Source organism: Amycolatopsis sp. DG1A-15b (genome assembly GCF_030285645.1).
Taxonomy (GTDB): domain Bacteria; phylum Actinomycetota; class Actinomycetes; order Mycobacteriales; family Pseudonocardiaceae; genus Amycolatopsis.
On record NZ_CP127296.1, the window covers coordinates 2,865,094 to 2,880,634 of the forward strand.

19 protein-coding genes are annotated in these 15,541 nt (G+C 69.8%); 12 read left to right on the plus strand and 7 right to left on the minus strand.

Annotation, left to right across the window (positions count from 1 at the left end; all coding sequences use genetic code 11):
• The first annotated feature begins 38 nt into the window (after positions 1 to 38).
• On the plus strand, positions 39 to 788 hold the full coding sequence (locus tag QRY02_RS12990) for a DeoR/GlpR family DNA-binding transcription regulator (protein WP_285991787.1): 750 nt from the start codon (positions 39 to 41) through the stop codon (positions 786 to 788).
• Here the strand turns inward: QRY02_RS12990 and QRY02_RS12995 are convergent.
• Genes QRY02_RS12995 through QRY02_RS13010 form a run of 4 tightly spaced genes read right to left on the minus strand, consistent with a single transcriptional unit; the run spans position 721 to position 5,562 of the window.
• Positions 721 to 1,524 carry a PIG-L deacetylase family protein gene (locus tag QRY02_RS12995; protein ID WP_285991788.1) on the minus strand — a complete coding sequence of 268 codons (804 nt, stop codon included), beginning with the start codon at positions 1,522 to 1,524 and terminating at the stop codon, positions 721 to 723. The two genes, QRY02_RS12990 and QRY02_RS12995, sit on opposite strands and share 68 nt — an antisense overlap.
• Positions 1,525 to 1,550: 26 nt before the next feature.
• Positions 1,551 to 2,318, minus strand: coding sequence for a polyprenol monophosphomannose synthase (locus QRY02_RS13000; protein ID WP_285991789.1), 768 nt, complete (start codon positions 2,316 to 2,318; stop codon positions 1,551 to 1,553).
• Positions 2,319 to 2,344: 26 nt separating this feature from the next.
• The gene (gene lnt, locus QRY02_RS13005) at positions 2,345 to 3,955 is read right to left on the minus strand and encodes an apolipoprotein N-acyltransferase (RefSeq protein ID WP_285991790.1); all 1,611 of its coding nucleotides are present in this window, start codon (positions 3,953 to 3,955) and stop codon (positions 2,345 to 2,347) included.
• Between the two features lie 11 nt (positions 3,956 to 3,966).
• A complete protein-coding gene (locus QRY02_RS13010) occupies positions 3,967 to 5,562 on the minus strand; it encodes an amidohydrolase (protein ID WP_285991791.1) in 1,596 nt (531 codons plus the stop codon).
• A 120-nt stretch (positions 5,563 to 5,682) separates the two neighbouring features.
• Between QRY02_RS13010 and QRY02_RS13015 the strand changes: the two genes are divergently transcribed.
• From QRY02_RS13015 to QRY02_RS13045, 7 genes are all read left to right on the plus strand, one after another.
• Complete coding sequence (locus QRY02_RS13015) at positions 5,683 to 7,083, plus strand: KamA family radical SAM protein (RefSeq protein WP_285991792.1); 1,401 nt, start codon at positions 5,683 to 5,685, stop codon at positions 7,081 to 7,083.
• A 534-nt stretch (positions 7,084 to 7,617) separates the two neighbouring features.
• Positions 7,618 to 7,923, plus strand: coding sequence for a transposase (locus QRY02_RS13020; protein ID WP_502874252.1), 306 nt, complete (start codon positions 7,618 to 7,620; stop codon positions 7,921 to 7,923).
• Positions 7,924 to 8,027: 104 nt separating this feature from the next.
• Positions 8,028 to 8,507: a YbaB/EbfC family nucleoid-associated protein gene (locus QRY02_RS13025; protein WP_285991794.1), complete on the plus strand. Its 480-nt coding sequence runs from the start codon at positions 8,028 to 8,030 to the stop codon at positions 8,505 to 8,507.
• Positions 8,504 to 8,815 carry a YbaB/EbfC family nucleoid-associated protein gene (locus QRY02_RS13030; protein WP_285991795.1) on the plus strand — a complete coding sequence of 104 codons (312 nt, stop codon included), beginning with the start codon at positions 8,504 to 8,506 and terminating at the stop codon, positions 8,813 to 8,815. The genes QRY02_RS13025 and QRY02_RS13030 overlap by 4 nt, the downstream gene beginning before the upstream one ends.
• Entirely contained in the window at positions 8,812 to 9,189 is a 378-nt protein-coding gene (locus QRY02_RS13035) for a hypothetical protein (protein ID WP_285991796.1), read from the plus strand. The genes QRY02_RS13030 and QRY02_RS13035 overlap by 4 nt, the downstream gene beginning before the upstream one ends.
• Positions 9,186 to 9,923 (plus strand): WXG100 family type VII secretion target, encoded by a 738-nt coding sequence (locus QRY02_RS13040; RefSeq protein ID WP_285991797.1) that lies wholly within the window; start codon positions 9,186 to 9,188, stop codon positions 9,921 to 9,923. Before QRY02_RS13035 ends, QRY02_RS13040 begins: the two co-directional genes overlap by 4 nt.
• Positions 9,920 to 10,510, plus strand: a complete 591-nt coding sequence (locus tag QRY02_RS13045; protein ID WP_285993829.1) for a DUF3558 family protein — start codon at positions 9,920 to 9,922, stop codon at positions 10,508 to 10,510. The genes QRY02_RS13040 and QRY02_RS13045 overlap by 4 nt, the downstream gene beginning before the upstream one ends.
• 507 nt (positions 10,511 to 11,017) lie before the next feature.
• Here QRY02_RS13045 and QRY02_RS13050 read toward each other — a convergent pair.
• Positions 11,018 to 11,530: a hypothetical protein gene (locus QRY02_RS13050; RefSeq protein WP_285991798.1), complete on the minus strand. Its 513-nt coding sequence runs from the start codon at positions 11,528 to 11,530 to the stop codon at positions 11,018 to 11,020.
• A gap of 73 nt (positions 11,531 to 11,603) precedes the next feature.
• Between QRY02_RS13050 and QRY02_RS13055 the strand changes: the two genes are divergently transcribed.
• Entirely contained in the window at positions 11,604 to 12,086 is a 483-nt protein-coding gene (locus QRY02_RS13055; protein ID WP_285991799.1) for a hypothetical protein, read from the plus strand.
• Positions 12,087 to 12,104: 18 nt separating this feature from the next.
• Entirely contained in the window at positions 12,105 to 12,473 is a 369-nt protein-coding gene (locus tag QRY02_RS13060) for a hypothetical protein (protein WP_285991800.1), read from the plus strand.
• Between the two features lie 440 nt (positions 12,474 to 12,913).
• Here QRY02_RS13060 and QRY02_RS13065 read toward each other — a convergent pair whose 3' ends face one another.
• On the minus strand, positions 12,914 to 13,087 hold the full coding sequence (locus QRY02_RS13065) for a hypothetical protein (RefSeq protein WP_285991801.1): 174 nt from the start codon (positions 13,085 to 13,087) through the stop codon (positions 12,914 to 12,916).
• 867 nt (positions 13,088 to 13,954) lie between these two features.
• Between QRY02_RS13065 and QRY02_RS13070 the strand changes: the two genes are divergently transcribed.
• Together QRY02_RS13070 and QRY02_RS13075 are read left to right on the plus strand one after the other, a co-directional pair.
• A complete protein-coding gene (locus QRY02_RS13070; protein ID WP_285991802.1) occupies positions 13,955 to 14,164 on the plus strand; it encodes a hypothetical protein in 210 nt (69 codons plus the stop codon).
• A 277-nt stretch (positions 14,165 to 14,441) separates the two neighbouring features.
• The gene (locus tag QRY02_RS13075) at positions 14,442 to 14,594 is read left to right on the plus strand and encodes a hypothetical protein (protein ID WP_285991803.1); all 153 of its coding nucleotides are present in this window, start codon (positions 14,442 to 14,444) and stop codon (positions 14,592 to 14,594) included.
• Positions 14,595 to 14,688: 94 nt separating this feature from the next.
• Here QRY02_RS13075 and QRY02_RS13080 read toward each other — a convergent pair whose 3' ends face one another.
• Positions 14,689 to 15,519, minus strand: coding sequence for a hypothetical protein (locus tag QRY02_RS13080; RefSeq protein ID WP_285991804.1), 831 nt, complete (start codon positions 15,517 to 15,519; stop codon positions 14,689 to 14,691).
• Positions 15,520 to 15,541: the final 22 nt, after the last annotated feature.

A 15,541-nucleotide genomic window follows, 5' to 3' on the forward strand; every position in this document is an offset into this window, starting at 1 on the left:
TAATGTGCACGACTCGGAAGAAACAAGGAGGAACGTGCATGCTGGTCGGGGAACGTCGTGAACTGCTGCTCGCGCGGCTCGCCGCCGACGGCAAAGTCATGGCGAAGGACGTCGCGGCCGAGCTCGGGGTCTCCGAGGACAGCATCCGCCGCGACCTGCGCGACCTCGCCGCGGCCGGGCTCTGCCAGCGCGTCTACGGCGGCGCCCTGCCCGTCTCCCCCGCCGTCGCCGACTACGCGAGCCGGACCTCCATCGCCGTCGGCGGCAAGGACCGGGTCGCCGCGGTGGCCGCCGCCCTGATCCGGCCCGGCTCCACCGTCATCCTGGATGGCGGCACGACCACGCTGGCCGTCGCGAAAGCCCTCCCCGAAGACCTCGAGGCCACCGTCGTCACGCACAGCCCGACCGTCGCCGTCGCCCTGCTCGGCCACCCCGGCGTCGAGGTGTTCCTGCTGGGCGGCCGGTTGTTCCGGCACTCCGCGGTCACCTGCGGCGCGGCCGCGGCCGAGGCCGCCCAGTCGATCAGCGCCGAGGTCTACCTGCTCGGTGTCACCGGCGTCCACCCCGAAGCCGGCCTGACCACCGGCGACGCCGACGAAGCCGCGATGAAGCGCACCCTGGCCCGGCGCGCGGCCGACACCTACGTGCTGGCCAGCGCCGAGAAGCTGGGCGCGGCGTCGCGGTTCACCGTGCTGCCCTTCGGCGACGTCGCCGGGATCATCACCGACGCCGACGACCAGAACGTGCAGGAACTTGCACGACAGGGTGTGGCGATCCTGCGGGCGTGACCTCGGCGTACCACTCGCGGCCGGCGACCAGCCCGAACAGGGGCGCCGGTAGCCACACGAGCAGCCGCAGCACCGCCGAAAGCCGCCCGGTGCCGCGCACGTCGGACACGTGCGCGGCCAGCGCCGCCTGTTTGCGCCCGGCGAACCGCCGCACGTCGAACCGGTGGGTGATGGCCGAGGCCGGGCTGTAGGCGTGCCCGAGCGCTTCGACGTCGTATTCGAACGGGATCCGCAGCGCCCGCACCACCCGCACGAACCGCAGCGCGAAGTCCCGGGGCAGGGTGGCCTCCAGCAGCCGCGTCCCGGTCAGCCGGGCCGCCCGGCGGGCGACTTCGTGCACCTTCACGTGGTCGCGGTGACCGTAGCCGCCGTTGCCGTCGTAGCCGAGCAGCAGGTCGGCGCGCTCCTCGTGCAGCAGGGCCGCGAGCCGGTGCGCGGCCTCCTCGGTGTCCGCCCGGGCGAAGCGCTGCCGTCCGGGCGGGTCGGCGTACAGCACCGGTCCGTGTCCGCTGTCGGCGTAGCCCAGGTGCACGACGCGCCGGACGCCGAGGATGGCCGCGGCGGCCTCCAGCTCGGCCCACCGCGGCGTCGGGTGCTCGGCGGCCATGCCGTCGGTGGCCACGACGACCACCACCCGGTGCCCGTCGGCCGCGGCGCGGGCCAGCGTGCCGCCGCTGAGCAGGACGGGGTCGTCGGCGTGGGCGTGGAAGGCCACGATGGTCGTCACCGGCCCCATGATGGCCCAGAACGCGGGAAAACGGCTCAGGCGCGCTTGACGAGCTTGCGCAGCTGGTGCCAGCGGCGCTCGACGCCCCACTTGGCCACCCGCAGGAACGCCTCGCGGATGATCGAGCCGCTCATCTTCGACTCGCCGATCTCGCGCTCGGTGAAGGTGATCGGGACCTCGACGATCTCGAACCCGGCGTCGGCCGTGCGGATGGTCAGGTCGATCTGGAAGCAGTAGCCGTGCGAGTTGACCTCGTCCAGGGGCAGCTTCTCCAGCACCGGACGGCGGTAGGCGCGGAAGCCCGCGGTGATGTCGCGGGTGCGCATGCCCAGCGCGACCTGCGAGTAGATGTTGGCGCCGCGGGAGAGGATCTGGCGGTTCACCGGCCAGTTCACGACGCTGCCACCCGGCACGTAGCGCGAGCCGATCGCCAGGTCGGCGTCGCCGACCGCGTCCAGCAGGCGGGGCAGGTCCTCGGGGGCGTGCGAGCCGTCGGCGTCCATCTCGACGATCGTGTTGTACTCACGCGCCAGGCCCCAGCGGAACCCGGCGATGTAGGCGGCGCCGAGGCCGGCCTTCTCGGTGCGGTGCAGCACCTGGATGTGGGGGTTGGCGGCCGCGCGCTCGTCGGCGAGCTCGCCGGTGCCGTCCGGGCTGCCGTCGTCCACCACGAGCACGTGCACGTCCGGGAGTACCTTGTGCAGGCGATCCAGGATCGGGCCGAGGTTCTCCCGCTCGTTGTACGTCGGGATCACCACCAGCACCGGCTCGATTTCCCGGGCCCCCCGCGGCGCCTGCGACATCCGTGCTCCTCCGATATCCGCGGCGGTCAGTCCGCCGCTTCCCCTGCCGTGCCGGCGCTGGTGCGCCGGGTGCGAAAACGGAGTACGAGCCCACCGGCCACCCCGGCGATCGCCAGAGCCAGCAGCCCGTACTCCGTCCACGCACCTAGTCGATCCGACAGCGTAGTCTGCGTCCGCAACGGGACGCGCCCGACCAGGGAATCCGCCGTGAAAAGGCCCGTTGAGCTGGTCACCGAGCCGTCGGGCGCCACGACCGCGCTCACCCCTGAGACGGCGGACACCACGACGGACCGGCCGTGTTCGACCGCCCGCAGCCGGGACATCGCCAGCTGCTGCTCGCTCATCTCGCTGCGGCCGTACCAGGCGTTGTTGGTCGGCACCACCAGCAGTTCGGCACCCTCGCGGACGGCGTCGCGGGCCGGGTAGTCGAACGCCGTCTCGTAGCAGATGAACACGCCGACCTTCGTGCCCGCGACGTCCATGGTCTGGTTCGCGCCGCCGCCGGGGACCATGTCGACGGTCTCCTGGTCGAGGAACGGGGTGACCAGCTGGGCGACCTTGCGGGCGGGCACGTACTCGCCGAAGGGCACCAGCTGCTGCTTGGCGTAGCGCTCGCCGGGGCCGGTCCGCGGGTCCCAGGCGATGACGGAGTTCTGGACGTGCCCGTCCGGGAGCGCGTAGACCGCACCGATCAGGGCCGGGACGCCGAAGTTCGCCACGAGCTGGTCGACCTGCGGGTCCGGGCCGGTGACGGGGGTGGCGCTCTCCGGCCACACCACCAGGTCCGGCTTGGCCACCTTCCCGGCCCGGACGGCCGCGAGCAGCCGCTCGCTCTCGGCGATGGTGTTTTCACGCAGGACGGTCCGCTGCCCCTGCAGCGCGAGCCCGATGTCCGGGGCGTTGCCCTGCACCGTCGCGACGGTGAGCTCGCCGTCCTGCGCGCCGGTGCCGATCGCCGGCCACAGCGTCAGACCCGCGACCACGGGCAGCAGCGCGGCGAGGGCGGCGAAGACCACCGGTCGCGTGAGCTTGCGCACGTCCCACAGCCGGGCGGCGAGGGTGGCCAGGCCGAAGCCGGTGAGGACGACGGCCAGGCCGACCAGCGGGGCGCCCCCGATCGAGGCGAGCGGCAGGAACGCGCCTTCGGGCTGGCTGAAGGCGACGCGGCCCCACGGGAAGCCGCCGAAGGGGAACCACGCGCGCGGCGTCTCCAGCGCGATGAGCACCAGCGCACCCCACAGCGGCGCGGCCGGCAGCCGGGAGACCAGCGTGATCAGGCCGCCGGCCAGGCCGTGGTAGAGCGCCAGCGCGAACGACAGGCCCAGCCACGGCCACGGGCCGAAGTCCGGCCCCAGGAAGTCCAGCAGCCAGGTCAGCAGCGGCAGGAAGAACACCAGCCCGAACGCGAAGCCGTAGCCGAAGCCGGCGCGGAAGCGTCGTCCGCGCAGGACGAGGGCCAGCCCGGCGAAGGCCAGCGGCGCCAGCCACCACAGCGGGCGCGGCGCGAAGCTCAGGTAATAGGCGAATCCGGACGCGCACGCCGCGGCGGTGCGCAGCAGCCAGGCCGGGGGGAACCGCCGCGTGCGGGCGGGCTGGTGCGGGGCGCCCGGTTCGGGGTCGGCCACGGTGACTGCCACGGGTGCCAACTCTAGGAGATCGTGTCGTGGAGGACGTCACCCGCGCGGACCGTGCGCAGGCACCGCGGGAGGGCGGCGTCCGGTTCGAGCCGGGGCAGCGGCGGCACGCCGGCCCGCGGATCGGTGGACCAGCGCTGCACGCGGCTGTCCGGGGTGGCCACGACGAGGTCGGTGGCGTCCCAGATCGCGTAGTGCGCCGGCGCGCCCGGGACGAGGCTGCCGGTGACGCCGTCGTTGACGCCGGCCGCGCGGTGCCCGGCCCGGGTGTGGGCGGTGAACGCCGCCCGCGGCGACAGGCCGGCACCCGGCGTCCGGTGGTAGGCCGCGGCGCGGACGCTCGCCCACGGGTCGAGCGGTGTCACCGGCGCGTCGGAGCCGAAGGCGAGCAGCACGCCTTCGGCGGCCAGCGCCGAGAAGGGGTTGAGGCCGGCCGCGCGGTCCGCGCCGAGACGTTCGGCGTACATGCCCTCCGGGCCGCCCCAGAGCGCGTCGAACAGCGGTTGCGCCGAGGCGACCACACCCCACGCGGCCAGCTGCTTGGCCTGCTCGGCGGTGACCATCTCCAGGTGTTCGAGCCGGTGGTGGCAGGCGGCCAGCGCGCGCTGGCCGACCTCCTTCTCCGCCAGCCGGAAGCCTTCGACGACTTCGGCCACCGCGGCGTCGCCGATGACGTGGAAGCCGGCCTGCAGCCCGGCTTCGGTGCAGGCGGTGAGGTGCCCGGCGATGCGGTGGGCGTCGAGGTAGAGCGTTCCTTCGCCGGGGTGGTCGGCGTAGGGCCGGGTGAGGGCGGCGGTGTGCGAGCCGAGGGCGCCGTCGACGAACAGGTCGCCGGCCAGGCCACGGGCCCCGAGTTCCCGCGCGGTTTCGACGGCGCCGAGCTCGCCCCAGTACCCGACGACCTCCGGTGTGCCGGGCCCGGAGAGGGCGAGGAGGGCGGCGAGGTCGTCGCGGCCGGAGATGTCGGGGCCGGCGCATTCGTGGACGCTCACGATGCCCTGTTCCGCGGCCTCGGTGAGGAACGCCCGCTGGGCGCGTTCGCGCTGCTCGGGCGTGATGGCGGCGCGCACGGCCGCGCGGACGGCGTGGTGGGCGGCGCGGGTCAGCGGGCCGTCGGGCGACCAGCCGTCGGCGTCGCGGGCGGTCGGGGCCAGCTCGACGAGGGCGGTGGAGACGAGCGCAGAGTGGACGTCGACGCGGCTGAGGTAGACGGGCGCGCCCCCGGCGGCGGCGTCGAGCTCGGCGCGGCCGGGCAGGCGCGGGTCGGTCCAGGTCGTCTCGTCCCAGCCGTGGGCGAGCAGGACCCGCCCGGGGCTGACGGCGTCGCGCACGCGGGCCAGCAGGTCGGCGCGGCCGCGGACGCCGGTGAGGTCGAGGCCGGTCAGGTGCAGTCCGGTGGCGGTGGCGTGGACGTGCGCGTCGACGAACGCGGGGGCGACGAAGGTGCCCTGGAGGTCGACGATCTCGGCGTTCGGGTGCAGGGCGCGGGCCGGGGCGTCCTGCCCGACCCAGACCACGGTGCCGCCGGTGACCGCCATCGCCGTGGCGTCGGGGCCGGCGGGGGTGTAGATGCGCCCGCCGAGCAGGAGCGTCGTGTGTTCGTCCGTCACGCCCCTGAGTCTGCCTGCTTCGTCCAGGTGGGGGACGGCGACCCGGCAAGCAGGAAGATTTACTCCGTGAGAACGTTATGACAGGATATTTTAACGCGTTCCCGACGACTAGGAGTACAAGTGACTGCGATCCAGGAACCTGTGACGCCTGCCGCCGCCTTCGACCAGCCCTACGAGTACGCCCGCGCCGAGCTGGTGGAACCCGACTGGCGCCGCTTTCCTGGCTGGCACGACGTGACCGAGGCCGAGTGGCGCGACGCGCAGTGGCAGCGGGTGCACTGCGTCCGCAACGTCAAGCAGCTGCGCGCCCTGATGGGCGACCTGCTGGAGGAGCGCTTCTACGACGACCTGCTCGCCGACCAGCGCGAGCTGGCGACGATGTCGATGCTGCTGCCTCCGCAGATGCTCAACACGATGGCCCCGACCGCGGGCACCGACCCGGCGAAGGTGACCGAGGCGTTCTACGCCGACCCGATCCGCCGCTACATGCTCCCGGTCCGCAGTGACCGTGACGCCACGTGGCCGAGCCACCCGCATTCCGAGCGCGACTCGCTGCACGAGGCGGAGATGTGGGTCGTGGAGGGCCTCACCCACCGCTACCCGACGAAGGTACTGGCCGAGATGATCTCGACCTGCCCCCAGTACTGCGGCCACTGCACCCGCATGGATCTGGTCGGCAATTCGACGGAGACGGTCGAGAAGCACAAGCTGACGCTCAAACCGGTCGACCGCCAGGACGCGATGATCGCGTACCTGAAGAAGACCCCGGGCGTCCGCGACGTCGTGGTCTCCGGCGGCGACGTGGCCAACGTGCCGTGGCCGCAGCTGGAGTCGTTCCTGATGCGCCTGATGGACATCGAAACGGTCCGAGACATCCGCCTGGCGACGAAGGCCCTCGCGGCCCTGCCCCAGCACTGGCTCCAGCCGAAGGTGGTCGAAGGCCTCGAGCGAGTGGCGGTCACCGCCCAGCGCCGCGGCGTCAACCTGGCGATCCACACGCACGTCAACCACGCCCAGTCGGTGACCCCCCTGGTGGCGGAGGCAGCCCAGACGGCGCTGAACGTCGGGGTGCGGGACGTGCGCAACCAGGGCGTGCTGATGCGCGGGGTCAACGCGACGCCGGCGGCTCTGCTGGACCTTTGCTTTGCTCTGCAAGGGGAAGCGAACATCCTGCCGTACTACTTCTACATGTGCGACATGATCCCGAACGCCGAGCACTGGCGGGTTTCGGTTCATGAGGCGCAGGAACTGCAGCACTCGATCATGGGGTATCTGCCGGGGTATGCGACGCCGCGGATCGTTTGTGACGTGCCGTATGTCGGGAAGCGGTGGGTGCACCAGCTGGCCGAGTACGACCGGGAGCTGGGGATTTCGTACTGGACCAAGAACTACCTGACCAGCGTCGATAAGGCTGACGCCGAGGACCGTGGTGAGGCGTTGCAGCGGCGCTACCCCTACTACGACCCGATCGCGACCCTGCCCGAAGCCGGCCAGCAGTGGTGGGCGAACCGGTCCAGCTGACGCCGGCGCGTCAGCCTTCAGGAGTAGGCCGAAGGGGTGCCGCGGAGCCCGATCGGGGCCGCGCGCACCCCGTCGGCCGTCTCGACGTTTGGGCTGCTCAGAGCCGGTGAGGACTGATTGGGACCGATCACGATATGCCCCAGATACGCCCCCGATATCCCATTGTGGACAGACAGGTGTTCCTGGCGACCAGTGCAGGCGAGTCAGTCGACCAAGCCTCTCCGAGCCCTTTTCGTGAAGCTGATTCATCTATCCGCGCGTCACAAAACTCCAAATAAAGCAGCATCTGCAGACCGGCATTGTGAGACCATTCTGCTCGCCTTATTGGAATGGAGAAAGAATTGCCATAGGACCCTGAGCGGGGTTGATTAGGACAGTCACTTAGCGTAGTTTCGTCACAGGGCGAGACGTCAGAGCGCGCCGCACCGGCCCGCCGATCGCCCGGCGGCCATCGCCAGGGACTTCAAATCCTGCGGCGGGTCAGGATAGCGCGGCTGCGGCGGTCGGCCGGTGCCCTTCCATGCCGATCTTGGTATGCGTGAGGAGGTTCTGACCGACCAGCTGTGGGAGCGGCTCGAGCCGCTCCTCCCGGTGCACCCGCGAGGTTTCCGCTATCCCGGCCGCAAGCGTGCCGACAACCGCGCCGCACTCGAAGGCATCCTGTACGTGATACGCACCCGCATCAGCTGGAACCCGCTCGCCGAGCTACGTGGGGGTCAGCACCTTGTGTTTAGCCAGTTCAGATGTCACTCGACAACATGTGAACCGGGAACAGGCAGTTCCGGCGTCGTGAAGATCACGTTCGAGGCTGTCGTCGACGCACCCTCGAGGCAAGCGTGAATCGGCTACGCTGCCCCGGGTGGCGCGACCAGTCGGCGACCAGCGGTAACAATCGCCGGGATGGGTCGCGGGGCGAGTCGGGAGCGTGGGGAGGCGATGCCGACGTGGTGTTCAACGCCGAGGTGATGCGGCACCAGGCCAGCCAATTGGATGGAGAGCTGGAGCGGGCCCGGTTTTCGGGGCAGTGCCGCGACGGCGCCGTCACCGCAGTCGTCAGCGGCCACGGCCGGATTGTCGATCTGACGATCAGCCAATCGGTGATGCGCGGGGCGCATCCGCAGGTCGTCGGGTCCGACGTCGTGGAGGCGGTCGTCGCAGCGAGGCAGAAGGCCTCCGCCGTGGCCGTCCCGAAGATGCGGGCGGTGCTGGACAAGGACCAGGTGTGGCAGCCGGCGCCGGCCCCGCCGCTGGAAGGCGCCGCGGTCAGCCCATCGATAACCCCTGCCGCCAACCACGAACCGACCTCAGGCCGTCCCGCCCCGGCCGAACGGCCGAAGCGAGCGGAGGTCGAGTACGAGAACTTCGAGGAGCTGGACTTCCTGCAAGACGACGGCGGGCCGGACGAGGATCGGAGGCGCTGGTGAACTACCAGGACGAGCTGTACCACCTGGCGCGCGAAATCGACGCCGCCACAGCTGCGGTCGCCCAGACCACGCAGGAGGCAGAACGGGCACCGCTGCAGTGGCAGCTGCCCGGTGAGCTGGGTTCGGTCACCGTGTCGGGCACCGGTGAACTGACCGCAGTCACCCTCGACGCCGCCGAGATGCGCCAGTACAACGCTGCCGCGCTGTCCCGGGCCCTGCTGGACGGCATCCGGGACGCCGAACTACAGGCCGAACGCCGGCGCGCCGAGACCATCGCCGCGGCTATCGCCGAAACGGAGCTGGCATGACCTTCGACCCGAGAGACATCGTCGGCAAGGGCTACCGCGTCTACCCCGAAGCGCTCCGCACCGCCGCAAGCAACGTCACCACCGCCGCCGAGCTGATCCTCAAGCTCGCCCAGCACGACCTGGCCGACACCCTGCTCGGCGAGTTCGACCTCGGACTCCCGGGCACCACGACCGAGCTGATGCCGAACATCAACGGCGCCGGCACGGTCGAGCAGTACAACCGCGCCATCGACACGATCCGCTCGAAGACGGCCAAGAACGCTGACAGCCTGCACCAGCTCGCCCAAGCGCTGCAGACCGCCGCCGGCTACTACGAGAAGCAAGACGCCGCTGAGTACGAGCGACTGAAGAAACTCGAAGGAGGCAGCCGGTGATCGCCGCTCCCCCACCGCCGCCCGGCACCTCCGACCCGGCGGCCCTGCCCTACCCCGACGCCGCCGACGCGGTCATCCGGCGCGCCGCCGGATTCATCGGCGCCGACGGCATCATCACCCTGCTGAACAAGCTCCGCGTCTTCATCGCCGGCGACATCGGCAAAGTCCTGCACCTGGCCGACACCTTCGCCAGCCAGAGCGCCCTCTCCGACGCGGTCGACCAGCTCAACGCCGCACAGCTGACGCTCTCGACGGCGTGGCACGGCGACGCCGCCGACCAGTTCGCCACCTACGCCGGCATGGCCAAATCCATCCTCGCCCAGGACCAGGCCTCGCTGGTCACGCTGACCAAGACGATGTCCTCCATTGCCGAAACGATTATCGACACCTATAAGAACCTGCTTGTCGTGATCGGTAAATGCGCGATCAACATCAACCAGCTCGGCGGCAAGATCGGCATCGCCATCGGCACCTCGGTCGTCCTGCCACCGCTGGCGCCGATCAGCTTCAAAGACATCGCCGACGCACTCAACACCGCCTTCGCGACCTTCTGGCAGGACTGCCTGACCCTGCTCGGCGGGATGCTCACCAACATCGGCAAGCTGACCGGCAACCGAATCGAACTGACCACGATCGAGACTACTTTCGCTGCCCTGCCCGAGGTCGGCAGCAGTACCGGAGTCATCAGCGACCCGGCCCGGTGGCACGTCAAGCCAGGAGCCAGCCAGCCATGACCGGCCGACACACCCCCCGCACCGTCGCTGGTCTGCTCGCGCTGGGCCTGGTCGCCGGGTGCACACCCAGCCCGCCGCCGCGGCCGACCGACCCGCCCGTGTCCGTCCCGCCCATCCCCGGCACCGGTCTCCCCGGCGCCGCCCGATTCCAAGCCGACCCGTGCGCAGCGGTCACCGTCGAACAGCTCAACAGTCTCGGCTTCACCGGTGGCGACCGGAGCGTCGACGGCCGGCGATGCGTCACCGCGTTCGGCCCCGTCGCGAAGGTCATCCTGTCCAATCGCGGCAACAGCCTCCGCACGCTCTACCTCGAACACGCCCGCGGCCACGACACCGGCAACCACTGGGAACCCGTCACCGTGGACACCATCCACCCCGCCGTCATCGTTGCCATCGAAGACAACATCCCCAGCAAACAAGCCGACGGTCCCCTCGGCTGCACCCTCGCCCTCGCTGCAGACAACACCACCCTCATCTACATCACCGCCACCACCCACGAAAAACCCGAAACCGGCCCCTACCAACACAACCCCTGCGGCGCCACCCGGAAAATCGCTGAAATCACCGTCCACAACCTCAAGACGTAACATCCCGTTCCGGGCTTTCCGAAGTCAATCCGTTCCGCAGAGGGCCTGTCCCGTGATCGGTGTTTCCGGCGTTGGTGGCGGCGCAGCACCAAGGTGTCCCTCGACGGACCGAGGGTGGTGCCTTGCGCAATCTTGAGGAACGTAGCGAACCCACCCGTCGCGGGGCTGAAAGCCGGTGGGAGCAACTCGCCCGGAGGCCATGCCCCACATCCACCCTCGGGCCAGCAACGCGTGGTGCAGCTCGGTGAGCGGGTGCCGGGAGACCGCGGTCGTCAGCTCGCACTCTCGTCGGCGACGACGCTGTCGACAACCGTTGCCGATGTTCTGCGCTCCGCGGTGTCGGCTCCGCCCCTGGACCATAGCCGTCGAGTCCCCCTGACACGAATAGGTGATCGGCCGTTGTCCAACACCGGCGCCCAGCTTCCGTGACCATCAACGCAAGCCGCTCTCGACACTGGCGCACCACCAGGCGCCGCCCCACCAACCGCGCCAGCTGGACAACCGCCGTCAGAACGGCTGCCCGCGCCCGACAAGGACGCGGAATGTTCCCGCGTCGACCTCGACCCGCTCACCCGCGTCGATCTCGGCCGACTCGTCGACGCCGTCGCCGAACCGCCAATAGCCCCTGGCGAGTGCTACCGCACTACCGCTGCGGGGGGGTGTGCGGTCGGCTTGGGCGGTCGCGGGAACGTCGGCCAGCCACTGGGCGGCCGTGCGCCCGGAGCGCAGCCGCACCACCGCCACCCCGGTTGCAGCCAGTTCCGTGAGCCGGCCGAACAGTTCGCGGGTGTGCCGGCGCTGGGAGGTTACCGCCCACGACAGTAGCGAGTTCCTGCCGAACAGCGCGGACCAGCGCTCAACGTTGCCGTTGAACAACTCGGTGCGGCGCACGATGCGGGTCACCGTGCGCACCACGATCCGCTTGAGCACCACCGGGAGCCACAAGTCCAGGCACACGATCAGGTCGGCCTTGGGCCACAGCGTCGCGCTGATCCGGTCGATGTAGTTGCCGTCGAACACCCAGCACGGTCCCGCCCGATCTCGGTCACCCTGGCCGTGAACTGCTCGCGGGCAGTGGCGTCCAGTTGGGGCCGTGGTTGAGCCCGTCCAGATCTACGTATTCAGCGCCGATCCGCGCGGCGAGACCTTCGGCAAGGGGCGACTTGCCGGACCCGGTGATGCCGAGCACCACGACCTTCCGATAGCTGGTGTCGTTCCGCTCATCTGGCAGTCCACCGTGGCTGATGTGGAGTACGCGCTCGCCGTCCTAACTGCTCGCGGTCTGGCTTCCAGGGGTCGGCGGTTGGACGCCTACGTGCCAGCCCTGCCCGACGCGGCGTCGGCGATCGGCGTGACCGAAGTGGCCCGGGCCACCGGAGGCGAGTCCCGCACGATCGCCGTGCCCAACTGGCTGCCGGACCAGCATTCGGTCACCGTGCAGCACAAGGACTACCCGGACCGGGACTTCCCGGACGGGCGCGGGTGCTTTCGGACATTCGGGAAATTGCCGAAAAGAACATCATCGCAGTTCCGCCCGGATGTCCCATATCCCCACACCCCACTCCGGGTACCGTAGCGCCAGGGTCGTGTCGAGTTGATCGAGGAGACGGAAATGCGCAGATCTCGATTGATCAGGCGTTGCGTCGCCGCCGGTTCGGTTGCGTTCGCCACGGGATACGGTCTCGTCGCGCCGGCGCCGCCGGCCATGGCCGCCACCGCGGTCAGTTGTTCCAGCGGAACCGAAGACTTCATCGGGACGACCTTGTACCTGCCGAGCACCTGCGCCGGTTTTTCCGATCATGGTTCGCCGTACGTCTTCCAAATCGCGACGCTCTACCAGTGGAAACTCATCGGGCTCGACATCGGGCTCATTTCGCTCGGCCGTACCACGGTGACGTGCACGGCTTACCAGATACGGTCCGATGGTTCCCTCTCGGCGACCGGCTGCAGCAACGGGCACTGACCCACGCCGGCAAAAGCAGCATCCGCGGGTCGCCCGGCAGGTGGTCGCCGGCCGTCTGTCCGTCCCGGACCACCGCGCCGAGACGATCGAAGGACTGCGGACTGGCAAGAGTCAATACTGCAACGAGAGTCAGGCGAGTGGGTTGGGCGCGACCGCCTTGCGGTCGCCGCTCGGTTCCTACGGTGCGAAGGTGCGACTGGCCAGTGCGCTACTCCACCCGATGTCGACTACCGGACGCAAATCCCGAAGCTATTCCTCAGCAGAGGTCGATCCAGCGGTTGTACGGGAAGTCCGAGCCGGTGAAAGGCACCGTCTGACCAGAGGGCGGCCGAGTTCGGTACTCAGGTACTCGATGACGTGGTGCGAGGTGAGTACCTGCTGGTCGGTTTCACCGTCGAGCCCAAGCTGAGCGATCGCGGTTTCGTCTTCGTCGTGGCGGGTCAGCACGCGGGCCGGAACAGCGGCACGGTGACGGCGTCGGCCGAGCGCCGGTGGACGTCGCCGAACGAGACGCCGGCGTTGAGCACCGCGCCGTTGTCGTAGGAGAAGCGGTAGGTCTGCCGGTGCTTGAGCAGCCAGGCAGTCGGACCGTTGGCGCCGAAGGAGTGCAGCACCGGGTCGTCGAACTGGCCGCCCTCGAAGCCGTACGGGAAGCGGACCTTGGCCGGTCCCCTGCATGAGCCCGACGTAGAACGAATCGAGGTGCACGATCTTGGACAGCGTCGACCGCACGCAGTCGTATACCGCGAAATGGTCTCGGCTGGCCGCGGCGATTTTGTAGTAAGCCTCATGGAGAACTGCTGCCGTGGGAGCGCTGACGCGCGGCGGCACGGAGGGCATGGTGACCTTCTCGCTCGGGGGAACTCGTCGGCGACGAGCAGCACTACAGGATCGGTACCCGGGTCCTGGCCCGGCTATGCGAAGTACCGCCACGTGCGCTACAGCACCAGGACGACCGGGCGCAACAGGCTGGTCGGTGCTCACATCGCCGAAATCGCCAGATCCGACCGATCGATCTACCTCGCCGGCCTCGACGGCCGCAGCCTCGAGTGGTCAGGTCTCGGGGCCGCGAGATGCCGCCCGGCGACCCGAGAGCTTGGTGGCCCGCAAGGTCGGCGGCCAGGCCGGCGAAGTGGCGCCGCAGCTCGCGTCGGTGCCAGCGCGACCAGTCCTAAACGACCAGCGTCGACAGCACATTCGTGGCCACTTTCGGCCACACCGCAGACCAGAAGGCAGGGAGGTCTCGCGTGCACTCTTCCTCGCCAGGGCGAAGCGAGTAGAGTAAGAAAAAATGCCTCACGCGGTTACGCAGCGTTGACCTTTTTTGAAGTTGCTGACTCCATATGGCTGACGCGCTTACGCACTGAGGTTCTGGGCTTACCACCCGTCTTCACTTGTGCAGCGCGCCGGGAGCACTCCCACCAGCACCTGACCCGGAAGCCGAGCCCAGCGGTCGCCAGGTCAGGTCGAGTGGAGATGTTGTGCTCGCCTGGATCCTCGGCGGATACGCCGTACTGTTCCTGCTGTTGCTCGGCTGCGCGGGTTTCGTGGCCGTGCTCGTCAACGACCCGGACCGCCGCGCCGACGCCTACAAAGTGCTCCGACTGCTGACCGGCATCGTGCTCGGCTCCGGTGGCGCCGGCGGGCTCGTCGGACTGCTGATCAAGCTGCACGAGCTGGGCGTCATCTGACGAAAGCCAGGCGCGGCCCAAGTCCCACAAAGGCAGCGAACCCACGTCCGTCGAGGCTGACAAAGTCCTCCTGAACACGGTATCGGCCCGTACCGACAGAAACGGCCGCCCAGAGCAGAGGGGCCGCCGGTCCGCAGTTCGGGTACACGTCTCCCGTCGCGTGGGTACCTGGCCCCGACGTTTCGGCAAGCGTCGTCCTCCGCGGTGTGCGCCTGGTCAACTTCACGGTGGCGATCTTCTCGCCCGGCGCCTTCCGCCGAACACTCCAAGCAGCCCCGTGCCCGTGCTGCTGCACAACCGGGGGTTGCTGCGGGTGATCGGCCCGGGTGTCGCGACGCACGTCACCGGCCTCGGTATCGAAACCACAGCAGAGGTCGAGACACGGACGGTGCTCGGCGCCCACCGCGGTGCGCGCTGGCGGGTCTGGTGATCGACAGCGCGGGACGCGAGTGCATGCGGTACTCGCGGTGCCGGTCGTGGTCATCACCCCGGAGGCGGCACACCGGCCGACACCGGCATAGAAACTACCGGGTCAGTGCGACAGCAAGCTCAGGCACGAACTCGCCCGCTTTACTGCCCGGGGCGGCGCCGCACGGGCCGTCGGAGACGCCGGGGGTAGTGATCCAGACTTTCTGAACCCAGCCGGCATCGGGGCTCAGCGACAGCTGCGGACCGAGCCGGGCTTGCGGTGAGTTGCATCCTGGCGGCCCGTCGCCACCACTTCTGCTCGAGTCCTGGACGACCAGGAGGTTACCGCGGCGTAGCTTCGACACCGTATCGGCGATGTGGGCGTCAGGAGCGGTCCCACCGACGTTGACGGCGATACCCGTGAGACCGGTGAGCGCCATGCGGTCCAGGAATTGCTGCACCGCCGGCACGGACTGCGCGGCCAGGTCACTGACATCCAGGATGACCCGGGCGTTCCGGGCACTGGCGCGCAAGCTCGCGACGACGTTCTCGGTCACCTGCGGCCGCGGATCGGTTGAGCATTCCCTGCCGCCCGGTTCGGACGCGGCTACGCGGAGCACGATGATCACATCCTGCTCCCCCACCGCGGCCGCGAGCGCACTGCTCCAGCTGCGGTAGGAGCCGGACGACGCCGGACAACCGGCCCCGCGATCGGCGTCGGCGAACAGCAGTGCCTGAGCGCGGCTGCCGGCCGCCGCGTCGAGGTAGGGCCGGATGTCGTCCGCCACCTCTTTTTCCACGACCGCCACCCGATGAGCGGCGGGAACTCGGGCGATGCGCTGTTCGACCGTGGCCGTGGCCGGTGATCCGGGGTTGTTCCGCACCCACGCGGCCGCCGGGCTCGACGGATCGACGGCGAACCCGGCTTTCGAACCCAGCAGCTGCATCGGACGCGCCGGGACGGCCGGA

Coding starts and splice junctions, on each gene's coding strand:
- QRY02_RS12990 (WP_285991787.1), top strand. CDS start 39: ATGCTGGTCGGGGAACGTCGTGAACTGCTGCTCGCGCGGCTCGCCGCC.
- QRY02_RS12995 (WP_285991788.1), bottom strand. CDS start 1,524: ATGGGGCCGGTGACGACCATCGTGGCCTTCCACGCCCACGCCGACGAC.
- QRY02_RS13000 (WP_285991789.1), bottom strand. CDS start 2,318: ATGTCGCAGGCGCCGCGGGGGGCCCGGGAAATCGAGCCGGTGCTGGTG.
- QRY02_RS13020 (WP_502874252.1), top strand. CDS start 7,618: ATGCGTGAGGAGGTTCTGACCGACCAGCTGTGGGAGCGGCTCGAGCCG.
- QRY02_RS13035 (WP_285991796.1), top strand. CDS start 8,812: ATGACCTTCGACCCGAGAGACATCGTCGGCAAGGGCTACCGCGTCTAC.
- QRY02_RS13045 (WP_285993829.1), top strand. CDS start 9,920: ATGACCGGCCGACACACCCCCCGCACCGTCGCTGGTCTGCTCGCGCTG.
- QRY02_RS13080 (WP_285991804.1), bottom strand. CDS start 15,519: ATGCAGCTGCTGGGTTCGAAAGCCGGGTTCGCCGTCGATCCGTCGAGC.